Origin of the sequence: Bacillus pacificus (assembly GCF_020861345.1) — a bacterium.
In the GTDB taxonomy this organism is placed as follows: domain Bacteria; phylum Bacillota; class Bacilli; order Bacillales; family Bacillaceae_G; genus Bacillus_A; species Bacillus_A pacificus.
The window spans coordinates 5,236,422-5,252,926 of sequence record NZ_CP086328.1 but is presented as its reverse complement, the minus strand read 5'-3'; the positions used below and the strand labels follow the sequence as shown (position 1 = coordinate 5,252,926).

Sequence of the window (16,505 nt, the reverse complement as noted above, 5' to 3'; positions counted from 1 at the left end):
CATAAACCTCCTGTCATTTATATAAGACGACGCAAATTTTCCTTTTGTTTGATAAAATTTTATTTTTTTATTATCTCCATACAAAAAGGCAATCACAACATCGTGTGATTGCCTTTTACTGAAAGCGAAAAATCGGCTCCGCTTTTCTCTATGTCTAGCTCTGCCTCCTAGCCCCTTCCATCTAAGAACCTTCCCCACGAGAAGATAAAATGCATCTTCTGTGGGAAAGAACCTTAGCCTTCGGGACTAAACAGTCGGCTCCGCTTTTCTTCATTGTCCAGCTTCAGCGGCTAGAATACTCGGTGGCTTCGCGCCTTCTTCCGAGGCAAAGTACGCCTCTCTGTCAGGAACTCCATCCCCCTCCTATTCTGAACGAGCCGCTTCCGCTTTTCTTCATTACATTTTTTCCGGTGCAGATACTCCTACGATTGCTAATGCGTTTTGAAGTGTAGTGCGTACAGCTTTCATTAACTCGTAGCGAGCTTTACTTAATTCTAAGTTATCTTGGTTTAATACTTTTTCTGCATTGTAGAAGCTGTGTAATGCTGCTGCTAATTCAAATGCATAGTTTGTAATACGGTGTGGTAGACGTTTTTGTGCTGCATCCGCAACTACTGCTGGGAATTCACCAAGTTTTTTCAGTAACTCTACTTCTTTCTCAGAAGTAACAAGTTTGTAGTTCACGTCTCCGCCTGTAGCTAATCCTAATTCTTCACCTTGACGAAGGATACTGCATACGCGAGCGTGAGCGTATTGTGCGTAGTATACTGGGTTTTCATTAGATTTTGATACAGCTAAGTCCATATCGAAGTCTAAATGAGAATCACCGCTACGCATTGCGAAGAAGTAACGCATTGCGTCCACGCCTACTTCTTCCATAAGCTCACGAAGTGTAACTGCTTTACCTGTACGTTTACTCATCTTCATTTTCTCACCATTTTGATACAGTTGTACCATTTGGATGATTTCTACTTCTAGTGTTTCTTTATCGTAACCTAGCGCTTGAATAGCAGCTTTCATACGTGGAATGTAACCGTGGTGGTCAGCACCCCAAACGTTGATTAACTTATCGAAACCACGCTCTAATTTATCACGGTGATACGCGATATCTGGTGTTAAGTACGTGTAAGAACCGTCATTTTTAATTAATACACGGTTTTTATCATCACCGTAAGTCATTGAGCGGAACCAAGTTGCACCATCTTCTTCAAAAATCTCATCGCGCTCTTTTAATACAGCAAGAGCTTGATCGATTTTTCCGTTTTTGTATAATGATGTTTCTGAGAACCATACATCAAATTTAACACGGAAACTTTCTAAGTCTTTTTGAAGTTTTGCTAACTCATATTTTAAACCGTACTCACGGTAGAATTCATAACTTTCTTTTTCATCAGCTTTCGCATAACGATCGCCAAACTCTTCAGCTAAACGCTTACCGATTGCAATGATGTCCGCACCATGGTATCCGTCTTCTGGCATTTCTTTCTCTAAGCCTAAAGCTTGCATGTAACGAGCTTCAACAGAAAGAGCTAAGTTATGGATTTGGTTACCAGCATCATTAATGTAGTACTCACGAGATACATCATATCCTGCTTTTGCTAATAAGTTACATAACGTGTCACCTACTGCTGCACCACGTGCATGTCCTAAGTGAAGGTCACCTGTTGGATTCGCAGATACGAACTCAACTTGTACTTTTTCACCTTTACCAGTATTCGTTTCACCGTAAGCTTCACCAGCATTAACGATCGTTGGGATTAAGTCTGTTAAGTAGCTATTATCCATGTAGAAGTTAATGAAACCAGGACCTGCGATTTCAATCTTTTCAATAGAAGCTTTTGCTTTATCGAAGTTTGCAACTAATTCTTCTGCGATCATACGAGGTGCTTTTTTCGCAACGCGTGCAAGTTGCATTGCCATATTTGTAGAGAAATCACCATTTGTCTTATCTTTTGGAGATTCTAATACCACATTTGGAATCTGTTCTTCTGTCGCTAATTCTGCCTTTAATACAGCAGCTTGAATTTCTTCTTTAATTAATCCTTTTACTTGTTCTAAAGAATTCATTATTTTGCCTCCTTCAAATTAATCGTAATTGTATATCTGCCAGCTTCTTGTTCACTTAGAAGCAATGCGTACGTTAAGAAGAGTTGTCCTTTTTTCTTTTCATCCGACCATTTAAAAAGAACGTTATCAGTCTTTGTTTGCAATGCAAACGTACCAAGTTCACTCGTGTACGTACCAGTTGTCCATTCACCTTTCACATGCGTTTGACGCATAGAAACAGCACCTGAACGCATAATGAGAACTTGTTCATCTTGAATTTTAATAATTGTTTTCACTTCGCCTTGTTCGTTCGGCTCTTGGAATGTTACGTATGTACCTTGACCTTTTACATAGTATTGACCATTTGCTTCAAAAGCAACGGTTTCCTTCCTCGCCCCTTCACGGATTTCTGTTACGAAATGAACGTGTACCGGCAAGCCTGCAAGTTGTTTCTCCACGTCTTGCACACCTTTCAACTGTTATAGATATTAAATACTACTTATAATAAATCACTTTTCCTATCATATCAAAAAAAACCTCTGTCTGTCTGCTGAAAAATCAGGAAAACTCCATTTCAAAACATAATTCACTTTCACTTTATTTCATATGATAAAATATTTTTTAAATCTAAATATTCTTTCATTTAAAGAGGTGAATGAAGTGCTACCATCAAAATTGAAAAAAGGTGATGAAATTAGAGTAATATCACCATCTTGTAGTTTAAGTATTGTCTCAACTGAAAACAGGAAGCTTGCTGTAAAAAGGTTAACCGACATGGGCTTTCACGTTACATTCTCAACATATGCTGATGAAATAGACAAATTTGCTTCCTCTTCTATTTCTTCACGCGTTCAAGACCTTCACGAAGCATTTAGAGACCCGAATGTAAAAGCCATTTTAACGACAATTGGCGGATACAACTCTAACGGTTTATTGAAACACCTCAATTATAATTTAATTCGAGAAAATCCGAAATTTTTCTGTGGCTATTCGGATATTACTGCACTAAATAATGCAATTTACACTAAAACAGGACTCGTTACATATTCAGGACCCCATTTCTCTTCATTTGGAATGGAGAAAGGGCTCGAGTATACAACAGATTACTTTGTAAAATGCGTAACTTCTAATGAGCCGATTGAAGTCCTACCATCTGAAACATGGAGTGATGATTCTTGGTACATTGATCAGGAAAATCGAGAGTTTATTAAGAATGAAGGATATGTTTCAATTCACGAGGGCGAAGCAACTGGAGAGATTATTGGTGGTAATATGAGCACATTGAACTTATTGCAAGGTACACCATATATGCCAAACTTAAAGGATAAAATTTTATTTCTTGAAGAGGATAGTTTAACTGGGAGAGCTACCCTTAAAACTTTTGATCGATATTTACATTCTCTTATGCAGCAGCAAGATTTTGAACATGTAAAAGGCATCGTTATAGGAAAGATGCAAAAAGGTGCAGAATGTACGATAGAAGACATGCAAGAAATGATTGCTTCAAAGCCTGAGCTTGCACATATCCCTATCATTGCAAACGCAAGTTTCGGTCATACAACCCCGATTTTCACTTTCCCAATTGGCGGACGTGTAAAAATCATTTCTAACAAAGAAAAAACATCTATTACTATTTTAACGCACTAAAAAAGGAGCGAATGAGTCGCTCCTTTTATCGTTTTTCTATTTTTTCCAACGCTTTTTGCGGAATTGATTCTTTCGGGATTTCAGCCCATCCTTTTCCTTGCATACCTTTTGCATAAATTTTTATAAAAGCACCCGTATGCAATTCACGGTTCATCATTCTTTTAATAACCTGTAACTTTCCGTCTTCTGTATACCCTTTAAAAGTATACAAGTATTCTCCGTCTTTTTTCTCACCTTTATCTACTACCGCATAATAATCTTGTATTTCTTTATTTGAAAAGAAGTTGTCTACAAAAGCATGTACACCTTCTGTTTTTGTGTTCAAATAATACGCTGTTCCACCTAGAATAATGGCGAATACAGCTAAAACTTTAATTACCAATTTCATACATGAACCTCCTGTTTGCACTTCTTTTTCCCTAGTCATATATCTATACTTGTATTATACGAAAAATGGCATACTATACTCTATCTAAAAGTCTTACACTTTCCTTACATTATTGTAAGGCATTTTCACCTTATAGCCATTTCCCAATAAAAAATTTTTCCGTTTCATGAACTTTTATATTATTATTGAATGATACGAATTTTTATTACAAAAATCAAAGGAGACAGTTTTCAAATGGCTATCTTGCAAGGTTTAGCACTATTACTTGTTGTACTTTGTCTATTTACACTTTTCAGTTACCGTGCGCCTTACGGAATGAAGGCGATGGGTGCTTTAGCTAATGCAGCAATCGCAAGTTTTCTTATTGAAGCATTTCATCGTTATATAGGTGGAGAAATGTTTCATAATGACTTTTTACAATCAGTAGGAGAAGCTTCCGGTAGTATGAGCGGTGTCGCAGCAGCGATTTTAGTCGCATTAGCAATCGGTGTTTCCCCCGTATATGCTGTTTTAATCGGTATCGCTACTAGTGGATTCGGTATTTTACCAGGATTTTTCGCTGGATACGTTTGTGCTTTTGTCGTGAAATTTCTCGAAAAGAAATTACCGGCTGGTGTAGAGTTTTTAGCAATTTTATTTATCGCTGCACCAATCTCACGCGGAATGGCAATGCTTATGGATCCGCTCGTTAACGCAACACTTGGTAAAATCGGTTCTATGATTTCAGTTGCAACTACAGAAAACCCTATTATCATGGGTATTATGCTTGGTGGATTAATAACAGTTATTTCTACCTCTCCACTGAGTTCTATGGCACTCACTGCAATGCTTGTATTAACAGGTTTACCAATGGCAATTGGTAGTCTTGCCGTAGCAGCCTCAGCCCCAATGAACTTTATTTTCTTTAAACGACTAAAGATTTGTTCAAAGAAAGATACAATTGCTGTAGCAATCGAACCTTTAACACAAGCCGATGTTGTTTCAGCAAATCCGATTCCAATTTATGCGACAAACTTCGTTGGCGGTGCACTTGCTGGTATTATTACATCTCTGTTCCAGCTCGTTAATAATGCACCAGGAACAGCATCACCAATCCCAGGACTTCTTGTTTTATTCGGATTTAATGACGTTGTAAAAGTAACAATTGCTGCTATATTATGTGGAATCGTTACCACGATTGTTGGATACATCGGATCAATCGTGTTCCGTAAATATCCAATTCGCTCTGCTGATGACATTCGCGGCATTACTTCGGAAGAGAAGGTTGCATAAGAAAAAGAGCTATTCCCGTTGTTTGGGAATAGCTCTTTTTCATGTTACGTAATGGTAAATGAAATTATATCGACGATTTTTCAAATATATCGATCACAACTCAAAATATATCAACGATTTTTTCATTATATCGACGATTCGACAAGACATATCGACTTACCGACACATAACGACAAAATAAGAGCCCCTAATCATATAGAGGGCTCTTACTTTATCCAGCTACAGCGGATTCCGCTTTTATTTCACCCAACCGAGCAGCATTTCCCGCACGAATTTGCTTGCTGCGACTGGTGTTTGATCACTATGGTCGTAGACAGGAGCTACTTCTACTAAGTCTGCTCCAACTACATTTATATTTGAATTTGCAATTGCTACGATGGAATCTAATAATTCTTTAGATGTGATACCACCAGCTTCTAACGTTCCTGTTCCTGGAGCGTGAGCTGGGTCTAATACATCAATGTCGATTGTGACATAGACTGGGCGTCCTGCAAGTTTCGGTAATACTTCTTTTAACGGTTCTAATACGTCAAATTTATATAAGTTCATACCTACTTCTTTTGCCCATTCAAATTCTTCCTTCATTCCAGAACGAATTCCGAAAGAATATACGTTTTCCGGACCAATTAAATCACACACTTTACGAATTGGTGTAGAGTGGGATAAAGGCTCCCCTTCATACGATTCACGTAAATCAGTATGAGCATCCATATGGATGATTGCTAAATCCGGATATTTTTTTGCCATTGCCTTAAAAATTGGCCAAGACACTAAGTGCTCACCGCCGAGACCTAGTGGAAACTTATCGGCATCTAAAAGTTTTGATACATATTCTTCAATCATGTCTAAGCTGCGTTGTGCATTTCCGAATGGTAATGGGATATCACCCGCATCAAAATATTTTACCTCTTCTAGTTCACGATCTAAATACGGACTATATTCTTCAAGACCGATTGATACTTCACGAATACGTGCAGGGCCAAAACGAGATCCCGGACGGTAACTTACTGTCCAATCCATAGGCATCCCATAAATAACTACCTTCGACTCTTCAAAACTTGGATGACTTTTAATAAATACTTTACCTGAATAAGCTTCATCAAAACGCATATTCTTTTCCTCCTTATGTGGAACTTAAGGTATCCCAACCTTTCATTATTTCTCAAATTTGGAGCGAGTTGCTCCTCTTTCTCGATTTACCGGGTCTTCTGTTTCATAAAAAGAAGACAATTTTCTTTACAGAAGTGTAAATAGCTAGCATGTTCAAGTCTTCTGGACAAACACCTTAAATGAGCTACTTACACTTTATTTGTTCCGTGCGATTCTCTTACTTAATTAAATCGCCAACAAATTTCGGTAATGCGAATGCTGCATTGTGTAATTCTTTTGTGTAGTATTTCGTTTCGATTTCGTGGAAACGCTCTTCACTTACTTCTAATGGATCATGTTTTTTAGATCCGATTGTGAACGTCCAAAGACCACTTGGGTAAGTTGGAATGTTCGCTGTGTATAAACGAGTAATTGGGAAAATCTCTTTTACGTCTTTAAACACAGTTGTAATTAGTTCTGGTGTGAACCAAGGGTTGTCCGTTTGTGCAACGAAAATACCATCTTCTTTTAACGCTTTTGAAATTCCAGCGTAGAAGCCTTTTGTAAATAAGTTTACTGCTGGTCCTACTGGCTCAGTAGAATCTACCATAATTACGTCATATTCATTTTCGCTTTCTGCGATATGTAGGAAACCGTCTCCTACTTTTACTTCTACACGCTCATTATCTAACGCGCCTGCAATTGATGGTAAGTACTGTTTAGAGTACTCAATTACTTTTCCATCGATTTCAACAAGAGTTGCTTTCTTTACGCTTGGGTGTTTTAACACTTCACGAATAACACCGCCATCGCCGCCACCTACAACTAATACGTTTTCAGGGTTTGGATGTGTAAATAAAGGTACGTGCGCTACCATTTCATGATAAACGAACTCATCTTTTTCTGTTGTCATAACCATGCCATCTAAAATAAGCATGTTTCCGAACTCTTCCGTTTCAACCATATCAAGTTTTTGGAATTCTGTTTGCTCCGTATGTAATGTGCGGTTAATACGCGCCGTAATCCCAAAATGTTTTGTTTGTTTTTCAGTGAACCATAGTTCCATCGTACAATCACGCCTTTCAATGCAAATTTATAATAGGGACATCATTAATGTCCCCTAACAAAAATAAAACAAAACATCCAAAAAGTATAGTTAAAAGTACAAAAATACCGAAAATATATTTTAGTCAGAGGGTTCTAACATATACATATAAAGAAAACCCTTTCTTAAGAAAGGGCTTTTGTCTCTACTTCTACCGGTTTTCGAATCGGAATTAAAATCATTACACAACCAACTAATACAACAATCCCACCTACTAAAAATGGACTTTGCGGTGAAACAGTGTGGCCGATAATCCCTGATAAAATGGGGGCAATTGCGCCACCTAACCAACGAACGAAGTTATAAACACCAGATGTAACAGATCTTTCATAAGGTGAAATATCCATTACATAACTTGTAAATAATGCATTATTTAATCCTGATGCTAATCCTGATAGAACAATTAATACAATTTGTAACCACATAATTTTCACGAAGAATAGTGCAATTAAGAACAGCGCAAATACGAGTAAACTGCCTTTCAACAATGTTTTCGGCTCATATTTCCCTTCTAGCTTATGTGCTAAAATTGCAGAACCGTAAGCTAACGCGAGTCCCCATCCACAAAATACAAATCCTAATTGAATAGCAGATAAATGCATAATAAGTGGTGAATATGCTAACACAACGAAAAATCCGTAGTAGTATAACATTCCTGAAATGGCGCCTTGCATAAACGGTTTATACTTCACCAGGTTAAGTAATTCCCCTACGCCTGCCGCTTTACGCTTCACTTTTCGCTCTGGTTCTTTCACAAAGAAGAAAACTAAAATAAATGCTAAGAAAATTAAAATACTCGTCGCAAAAAATGGGTAACGCCAAGAATGTCCACCTAATATCCCGCCTAATAATGGTCCACCTGCCATTCCTAAACCGATAGCTGCTTCATACAATCCTACTGCTTCATGAACTTCTTTACTTAATGCAATCAATAAAGTCATCGCCGTTGCGAAGAACATCGCATTCCCTAATCCCCATCCAGCGCGGAAAAGAGATAACTGAGCAATCGTTTGCGATATACCGCATATAAACGCAAATACAGTCACAATCGCAAGACCGATTGTCATCATTCGTTTATCACCAAATCTCGATGCAAATATTCCAGCTGGTAACATCATAATTGCCATCGTCAAAATATATGCTGTAAATAACATCTCTACTTGCCAATGCGATGCACCAATCTTTTCAGCAATAATCGGCAAAATTGGGTCGACTACCCCTATACCTGAAAAGGCGAGGAAAGTAGCCACCACTGTAATCAATCTCCCTAGTTTTTGTTTGCTCTCCATTTTGATTACTCTCCTTTTGTATTCTCTAAAAATGTCACTGCACGATGTAAGCTGTCTTCAAGTTCTCCCTTTACACGCTGCATTTGCTCCATTTTCTCGTCTAGCGTTTGCACTTGTTTTTCAAGCATCTCTTTAATTTCTTGAATCACTTCACGATCACGGGGATTCTCACTATTTCTTCTTTGCTCCATTCTTTCTTTTAACGATAAGAAATGCTGCATTTCTTGAAGCGTAATCCCTAACACTTCTTTCGCTTCCACAATTCTTTTAATTCTAGCGATATCTTCGTCTGTATACAGGCGAATGTTCCCCTCACTACGTTCTGGGGGATGAATTAAACCAATTTCCTCATAATAACGAAGTGTACGTTTTGTTAAACCAACTTGCTTTGTAACTTCATCAATCTTATACATGTTTATTCCTCCCTTCACTCGATTATTACATTTTACGTTAACGTTAACTTTTGTGCAACTGTTAGACTTTTGTAAATGTTTGTCATATTAAATTGTATTTTTTCAAAAGCAGTTTCATAATGAAAGAAAAGAAACGATAAGGAGAATTTCACATGAGTAAACCACTTATTTTCGCTCATCGCGGCGTAAAAGGAACACATCCAGAAAATACGATGATTGCCTTCCAAGAAGCTGAACGCATTGGCGCCCACGGAATTGAACTTGATGTCCACCTATCAAAAGATGGTGAACTTGTCGTGATTCACGATGAAACGGTCGATCGTACAACAAATGGCATGGGTCTTGTTTCTGAAAAAACGGTAGAAGAGTTACAAGCTTTAGATGCCGGCAGCTATAAAGATCCTTCTTTCCATGAAGCAAAAGTTCCGACGTTACGAGAAGTATTTATTTGGTTATCTACAACAAGCTTACAACTCAATATTGAATTAAAAACAGACGTGATTCACTATCCAAATATTGAAGAAAAGGCTGTCGCTCTCGTTCGAGAATATCATCTTTCTAATCAAATTGTATTCTCTTCATTTAATCACGACTCTGTTTCATTATTAGCAGAAATAGCTCCTGAAATCCCAAGAGCAATTTTATATGACACACCACTTGCTGATCCTATCGCTGAAGCACGAACTAGAGAAGCAACTGGTTTACATCCAAACTTTGAGCTACTAACAAAGGAATTTGTTCAACTCGCGCAAAAACAAGGGTATGTTTTCCGCCCTTATACAATTAACGAATACAAAGATTTACAAACTATGATTGATTATGGCGTGGATGTCATTATTACCGATTGGCCAGCACGTGCATTTGAGCTCCTTTCTTAATTGAAGGAGCTCTTTATTTTCGAAATTTCATTGTTTAAAATAATCGAAAACCCTCAATACTAATACAATAATGTTTGTATGAATGAGGGGCTGAAAAAGATGGATCAAACTATGAATCCGAAACTTAAAAAATATAAACGTCTTTTCTTCACCGTAATGTTTTCTTCTGTTCTTTTTTTCGTTTTTTCCTTTTTTGTTATTATTATAGTTGCAAAAATTATGGGACCTCCTCCTGTCGCTGTCCCGCAAACAAGTGTCTTTTATGCTAATGATGACACTGTTATAGGACAAAGTAATGAGATGCAAAAACGATACAATGTATCTCTCAATGAAATTTCTCCTTATGTAAAAGAGGCAACACTTTCTATCGAAGATCAAAGATTCTACAAACATCATGGCTTTGATATGAAGCGTATCGCTGGTGCCATTGTTGCTGATTTAAAAGCGATGGCAAAAGTCCAAGGCGCTAGTACGATTACACAACAGTATGCCCGTAACCTATACTTAGATCATGATAAAACGTGGAAACGTAAACTATTAGAAGCAATGTACACAATCCGTCTTGAAGTGAATTATAATAAAAATCATATTTTAGAAGGATATTTAAATACAATTTATTACGGGCATGGTGCTTATGGAATCGAAGCTGCGTCCCGTCTATATTTCGATAAAACAGCAAAAGAATTAACATTAGCGGAAGCTAGTATGCTCGCGGGTATACCAAAAGGACCTAGTGTTTACTCTCCCTTTTTAAAAAAAGATCGTGCGAAAGAACGACAATCTCTTATATTAGATGAAATGGTAGAACAAGGCTATATTACAAAGAAACAAGCAGCTTCAGCAAAGAAAGAATCACTAACTTTCGCTTCATTAGATACGAAAAAAGTCGCAGAGGTCGCGCCTTATTTCCAAGATGCTGTACAAGCTTCTCTTCTTCGTGATATCGGATTAGATGAGCAAGCCTTACAAAAAGGCGGCTTGCGTATTTATACAACGCTAGACCCGAAATTACAATCGGTTGCAGAGCAAGCTGTAAAAGACCACATACCTGACACGACAAACATACAAACTGCGCTCGTCTCTATGAATCCAAAAACAGGGGAAGTAGCTGCCCTTGTTGGTGGAACTGATTATAATACAAGTCAATTTAACAGGGCTACACAGGCCGCTCGCCAGCCTGGATCTACATTTAAGCCATTTCTATATTATGCGGCATTAGAACGAGGATTCACCCCTGCTACGCGCTTAAAAAGCGAATACACCGTGTTCACTTTAGGTGACGGTGTTTCAAAGTATAAACCGAAAAACTATAAAGACTATTATGCAGACGATTTTGTAACAATGGCGCAAGCTCTTGCTGTCTCTGATAACGTATATGCCGTGAAGACCAATTTATTTTTAGGCGAAGACATTCTTACAAAAACGGCGAAGCAATTCGGCATTAAAAGTGCATTAAAAGATGTCCCTTCCCTCGCGCTCGGTACATCTCCTGTAAAACCAATTGAAATGGTTAACGCTTATAGCATGTTCGCAAACGGGGGAAAAGAAGTAAAACCTATTTTCATTCGCCGCATTATGGATCATGAAGGAAATATTTTATACGATGCTCATTTGGAGAGTAAACAAGTTCTTGATAAGAGCAAAGCATTTGTGATGGAAGAAATGATGACAGGCATGTTTAATAAAAAACTAAGCAGTTATGCTGCTGTAACTGGTCAATCAATGTTATCTAAACTATCAAGAACATATGCTGGAAAATCTGGCTCTACTGAAACAGATAGTTGGATGATTGGGTTTACCCCGCAACTCGTAACTGGCGTATGGGTTGGATATGATCAACCTAAATCAATTTCAAACGTAGCAGAACAAGGCTATGCGAAAAGAATATGGACCGATACGATGGAGAAAGGCTTAGATGGACAACCTAAAAAAGAGTTTAAACAACCAAGTGACGTCGTTGCAGTCGATATTAACCCTGAAAACGGGAAAATTGCTACAAAAAATTGCCCAATTTCAGTGAAGATGTATTTTGCAAAAGGTACAGAACCAACTGAATATTGTATGGATCACGTTGATGATAAAGAGGAATTTGAAAAGACAACTGAAGAAAAGAAAAAAACAAGTTGGTGGAAAAAATACCTTCCTTGGTAGAATATCCGGCTATTTCACTGAACGTGGAATAGCCTCCTAGTCGAATCGTTGATATACTTTCATACAACAAGCCAAAATAAAAAGGATGTCTCACTAGTCGATTGTTGACTAGTGAGACATCCTTTTCTTTTATTCACTTAATAAAGCACGGCGCAATTCTTCGCTAGATTCGTTCCAAATCGCTTCATTATGTTCTTTTAAGAATGTACCAAGTACTTTTTTAGATGATTCGTCCATATGGTCAACCATAATGTGACGCTTCAATGATTTATCCATTTTGTTTACGTGCTCTGGAAGTGACTTATATCCGCGGCGAATTTCACGGTCAACTGTCATTTCACAAGCTGTTACACCTGCATAATACGCACCTGTTGCTGTTCTTTCAATCGTTACCCACACAAGCCAGTATGGTTTTCCGTTTGGAACTTCATCTTTATTTGTTAAAAACTTAATACCTTTTTCTACTGTACTACGTGCATGCATCGCACCAATATCAACAAATGCTGTTTTCTCTAGTACATCGACAAATACGGGTGAAATGTTTTCTAGGCTTAATGCCCCAACGCCAAAACCACCATGTCCATCCGTTGAATCATTTTTCACGATATTAAAACCGATTTTTTTCTTTTTCTCTGTCATATGTAAAGTCCTCCTCACTTAATGATTATAAAAGGCCAAAGATAGGCGCAATAATACTGTTTAAAAATGCAAATACATATGGAATGACAACACTAAAAATAGGTTGGATTGTGTAATTACTAAGCGGTGTAATAACTAGAATTAATAAAGCAATTGCCCCGTATTTTTCATACTGTGTCATTTTCGCACGAATATTTGTTGGTGCTAAATCCTCCACTACGCGATATCCATCAAGTGGCGGGATTGGTAATAAGTTAAATACAAGTAAAACGATATTCAGCATAATAAAAATCTGGAAAAATTGAGCTAGCGTATCTGCTACTGCAAATGGAATTGAGTCTAATACACCAAATGTTAATAAGCTATACCAAATAATTAAACCGATTGCGCTTAAAATTAAGTTACTAATCGGTCCTGCAATTGAAACTAATATCCCTGCAAGACGAGGTCTTTTAAAGTTATATGGGTTAACAGGAACTGGTCTCGCCCAACCGAAACCAAGAATTAATACAGCAATCATCCCGATAGGATCTAAATGTGCCATTGGTGATAAAGTTAAGCGCCCTTGTCTCTTTGCTGTATCGTCTCCAAATTTATATGCTACATATGCATGCGCAAATTCATGCACTGATAACGCAATAATAATGGCCATTGCTACCAAAGGAATTTGGTGCAACGGGTATCTAAATAACTGATCCATGCTTCATCTCCTCTTCCATATGTCAAAAAAAGAAATTATTTGTTTTTTCGATTGTTCTTCCACATAATCCGCTATAATAAGATTGTAACTTACATAAAAGGAGCGATTATATATGCCATACGTAACAGTGAAAATGTTAGAAGGACGCACAGAGGAACAAAAGAAAGCTCTTGCTGAGAAAGTAACAGCAGCAGTAAGCGAAACAACTGGTGCTCCTGAAGAAAACATCGTTGTTTTCATCGAAGAAATGTCTAAAAACCATTATGCAGTTGGCGGAAAACGCTTAAGCGACAAATAATTTCAAGTTTTTTCATAAGAAGCAGCCATTAGCTGCTTCTTATTTTCTTCCTTCTAGTAACTCGATGATTCTCTCTTTATATTTTCCTTTTCTTCCATCTTCATAGATTAAATCATGCGGGTAGAATAGCTTTTGATCCCTTCTCTTCTTACCAGTAATCGCCTCAACAATATCCGATTCACGTGAGAGCTCTCTAAGCTCTCCATTTGGCATAAGAAGTAAGATTGGCAGACGTTCTTCTTCTTCACCAGCACGGTAAAAGTCGTACGGTAAGTCTGAGGTTGAATCAACTACTAAATAGTATTCTGGATCGAGTCCAATCTTTTTAAATAAGCTACTTAATTCCATCCAATTATCTAAACCGTGCTTATCTGTAAACTCTACATATTTAAATAGGTTTCGATTCATAAAACGACGGCATAGATCGCTTAAAATTGGATCTTCTTCGTCCTGCCATACTTGGAAGTAATAATACATAACGTTCTCGTCTAACTTTAAATAATCCTCTACTGTCACTTCTTCTTCAAATAAAGAATAGAAATGAACAGGGTGATTTTTAAATGTATAATACTTCTCATGCAATGATTTTGCACGGTGTAAAATCTTCGTTAAAATAACTTCAGCACTGCGCGTTACCGGATGGAAATATACTTGCCAATACATTTGATAACGACTCATAATATAATGCTCAACAGCATGCATACCACTATTTTTAATAACTACTTGATTCCCGTACGGACGCATAACACGCAGTATACGTTCCATATCAAAGTTTCCATATTTTACGCCAGTAAAGTACGCATCCCTTAATAAATAGTCCATGCGATCTGCATCAATTTGACTAGAAATCATGCTAATCGCTAATTTATTAGTAGATGTTTTCGCAATTACATCGGCTACCTTTTGTGGGAAATCTTTATCCACACGACTTAATACACGATTAATTTCCGTATCTCCAACGATAATCTTTTGCGTAAATTTCTCATGGTCTAATGAAAATACTTTTTCAAACGAATGAGAAAATGGACCGTGACCGACATCATGAAGCAATGCCGCACATAAACATAACAATCTATCTTCAGCATTCCAATTCGGTCTGCCATCAAACACATCATCAATCATACGACGAATAATTTCATATACACCTAACGAATGAGTAAAGCGACTATGCTCTGCACCGTGAAATGTAAAAAATGTCGTTCCAAGCTGCTTAATACGGCGCAAGCGTTGAAATTCTTTCGTTCCGATTAAATCCCAAATAACACGATCGCGCACGTGCACATATTTATGTACCGGGTCTTTAAACACTTTTGTTTCGCTGAGTTTGTCGTTTAAATATACCACTTTCCGACATCCCCCTTTCTTTACTGCATTCTTACTATATATTATAAACGAAATAGGAAACAGAAAGAAATGAAAGACTATATTAATTGCCCTTATATAAAGAAAAAACCACTTTTACCGGAGTAAAAGTGGTTTTTTTTACACATTATTTCCCTAAAACGAACTCAGCAACTTCATCTAAAATCATTTCTTTACCTAGCGGGAAGTAACCTTTGTTTAAGTCTTCGTTTTTAATTGTAAATACGTGGTTATTTTTAACAGCGTTCATATTTTTCCAAATTGATTCTTCTTGGAATTCTTTTAGACGCTGAGAACCGTCACCAGTCGTAAATACGAATAAGTAATCTGGGTTGTAATTGATTAGTCCTTCTTTTTGCAATGGAACTAATGGTTTATCAGTCGGTGTACCTTCAACCGCTGGTAATTTTAAATCTTTAAAGATTACGCTACCGTAACCGTAGTCACCGTATACGCGGAAAGCGTTTGGATATGCAGCCATTTTCATGAATTTAGCATCGCCAGTTTTCGCAACGATTTTATCATGTAATTTGCTTGCTTTTTCATCATACTGTTTGAACCATTCTTTTGTTTCTTTCTCTTTACCGAAGATTTGGCCTACTTCTTCGAATTTTGGACGCCATTGGTCTAATGGAGTTTTTAACATAACTGTTGGTGCAATTTTAGATAATTGATCATAAATCTTTTCTTGACGATCGTTTACAAGAATTAAGTCTGGTTTTGCAGCAGCTACTGCTTCGATATTAATTTTATCGCCCCAAGCAGAGCCAACCGGTTTAACGTCTTTTAATTTATTTGCAATATGTGCATCAATTTTTTCTTGAGATGTATTAGCAGTAATAATTGGTTTCATACCAAAGATTAACAATTCTTCTGTTGAACCACTAAGGTCAGCAATTTTCTTTGGATTTGCAGGAATTTTAATTTCCCCTTTTGCATGTTGTACAGTGCGCTCTTCGGTCTTCGCATCTTTCGCATCTGCTTTTTTCTCTTCTTTGTTAGAACAAGCTGCAAATAGTACAGAAGTAACGACTAGTACCATTGCTAATAACGCCATTTTAAAATTCTTCATGTTCCCACTCCTTCTAGCTGTATTTCTCTTATAAGTTACAGTGAACTATAAGAAACAAGATTAACAATTAATCAATATATATTTATTAATTGTTGCTTATGCCCCGTTCTAACGGGTGTTCAACTTCCTATTCACTAATAAGAAGCTCAACGTCCA

Annotated in this window: 16 protein-coding genes; 5 read left to right on the top strand and 11 right to left on the bottom strand. The window is 37.3% G+C overall.

Annotation, left to right across the window (positions count from 1 at the left end; genetic code table 11):
• Nucleotides 1-396: 396 nt before the first annotated feature.
• Both argS and LMD38_RS27020 read right to left on the bottom strand, forming a co-directional pair.
• Nucleotides 397-2,067: an arginine--tRNA ligase gene (argS, locus tag LMD38_RS27025; RefSeq protein ID WP_227585490.1), complete on the bottom strand. Its 1,671-nt coding sequence runs from the start codon at nt 2,065-2,067 to the stop codon at nt 397-399.
• Nucleotides 2,067-2,504 (bottom strand): YwiB family protein, encoded by a 438-nt coding sequence (locus tag LMD38_RS27020; RefSeq protein WP_000414867.1) that lies wholly within the window; start codon nt 2,502-2,504, stop codon nt 2,067-2,069. The genes argS and LMD38_RS27020 overlap by 1 nt, the downstream gene beginning before the upstream one ends.
• A gap of 202 nt (nt 2,505-2,706) precedes the next feature.
• Between LMD38_RS27020 and LMD38_RS27015 the strand changes: the two genes are divergently transcribed.
• Nucleotides 2,707-3,693, top strand: a complete 987-nt coding sequence (locus LMD38_RS27015; RefSeq protein ID WP_227585491.1) for a S66 family peptidase — start codon at nt 2,707-2,709, stop codon at nt 3,691-3,693.
• A gap of 25 nt (nt 3,694-3,718) precedes the next feature.
• Here the strand turns inward: LMD38_RS27015 and LMD38_RS27010 are convergent, their stop codons facing one another.
• Complete coding sequence (locus LMD38_RS27010; RefSeq protein ID WP_000779929.1) at nt 3,719-4,081, bottom strand: YxeA family protein; 363 nt, start codon at nt 4,079-4,081, stop codon at nt 3,719-3,721.
• 234 nt (nt 4,082-4,315) lie between these two features.
• Here LMD38_RS27010 and LMD38_RS27005 point away from each other — a divergent pair, with 234 nt between their 5' ends.
• The gene (locus tag LMD38_RS27005) at nt 4,316-5,353 is read left to right on the top strand and encodes a PTS sugar transporter subunit IIC (protein ID WP_016719025.1); all 1,038 of its coding nucleotides are present in this window, start codon (nt 4,316-4,318) and stop codon (nt 5,351-5,353) included.
• Between the two features lie 237 nt (nt 5,354-5,590).
• Here the strand turns inward: LMD38_RS27005 and speB are convergent, their stop codons facing one another.
• The 4 genes from speB to LMD38_RS26985 all read right to left on the bottom strand — a co-directional run bounded on the left by speB (nt 5,591) and on the right by LMD38_RS26985 (nt 9,249).
• Entirely contained in the window at nt 5,591-6,463 is an 873-nt protein-coding gene (gene speB, locus LMD38_RS27000; protein ID WP_001209831.1) for an agmatinase, read from the bottom strand.
• A 217-nt stretch (nt 6,464-6,680) separates the two neighbouring features.
• Entirely contained in the window at nt 6,681-7,508 is an 828-nt protein-coding gene (speE, locus tag LMD38_RS26995; RefSeq protein WP_000424696.1) for a polyamine aminopropyltransferase, read from the bottom strand.
• Between the two features lie 164 nt (nt 7,509-7,672).
• Nucleotides 7,673-8,836 carry an MFS transporter gene (locus tag LMD38_RS26990; RefSeq protein ID WP_227585492.1) on the bottom strand — a complete coding sequence of 388 codons (1,164 nt, stop codon included), beginning with the start codon at nt 8,834-8,836 and terminating at the stop codon, nt 7,673-7,675.
• A 5-nt stretch (nt 8,837-8,841) separates the two neighbouring features.
• Nucleotides 8,842-9,249 (bottom strand): MerR family transcriptional regulator, encoded by a 408-nt coding sequence (locus LMD38_RS26985; RefSeq protein ID WP_000276568.1) that lies wholly within the window; start codon nt 9,247-9,249, stop codon nt 8,842-8,844.
• 152 nt (nt 9,250-9,401) lie between these two features.
• Between LMD38_RS26985 and LMD38_RS26980 the strand changes: the two genes are divergently transcribed.
• Both LMD38_RS26980 and LMD38_RS26975 read left to right on the top strand, forming a co-directional pair.
• Nucleotides 9,402-10,127 (top strand): glycerophosphodiester phosphodiesterase, encoded by a 726-nt coding sequence (locus LMD38_RS26980; RefSeq protein ID WP_227585493.1) that lies wholly within the window; start codon nt 9,402-9,404, stop codon nt 10,125-10,127.
• A gap of 99 nt (nt 10,128-10,226) precedes the next feature.
• A complete protein-coding gene (locus tag LMD38_RS26975; protein ID WP_000372977.1) occupies nt 10,227-12,278 on the top strand; it encodes a transglycosylase domain-containing protein in 2,052 nt (683 codons plus the stop codon).
• A gap of 129 nt (nt 12,279-12,407) precedes the next feature.
• Here LMD38_RS26975 and LMD38_RS26970 read toward each other — a convergent pair whose 3' ends face one another.
• Together LMD38_RS26970 and LMD38_RS26965 are read right to left on the bottom strand one after the other, a co-directional pair.
• Nucleotides 12,408-12,917, bottom strand: coding sequence for a YwhD family protein (locus LMD38_RS26970; RefSeq protein ID WP_000136687.1), 510 nt, complete (start codon nt 12,915-12,917; stop codon nt 12,408-12,410).
• Nucleotides 12,918-12,942: 25 nt separating this feature from the next.
• Entirely contained in the window at nt 12,943-13,617 is a 675-nt protein-coding gene (locus LMD38_RS26965; RefSeq protein WP_061184162.1) for a site-2 protease family protein, read from the bottom strand.
• 112 nt (nt 13,618-13,729) lie between these two features.
• On the opposite strand from LMD38_RS26965, the gene LMD38_RS26960 reads away from it, so the two are divergent.
• On the top strand, nt 13,730-13,915 hold the full coding sequence (locus tag LMD38_RS26960; protein WP_001147171.1) for a 2-hydroxymuconate tautomerase: 186 nt from the start codon (nt 13,730-13,732) through the stop codon (nt 13,913-13,915).
• Between the two features lie 39 nt (nt 13,916-13,954).
• Here LMD38_RS26960 and LMD38_RS26955 read toward each other — a convergent pair whose 3' ends face one another.
• Both LMD38_RS26955 and LMD38_RS26950 read right to left on the bottom strand, forming a co-directional pair.
• Entirely contained in the window at nt 13,955-15,259 is a 1,305-nt protein-coding gene (locus tag LMD38_RS26955) for an HD domain-containing protein (RefSeq protein WP_016719028.1), read from the bottom strand.
• Between the two features lie 145 nt (nt 15,260-15,404).
• Entirely contained in the window at nt 15,405-16,349 is a 945-nt protein-coding gene (locus LMD38_RS26950) for an ABC transporter substrate-binding protein (protein WP_016719029.1), read from the bottom strand.
• Nucleotides 16,350-16,505 lie beyond the last annotated feature (156 nt).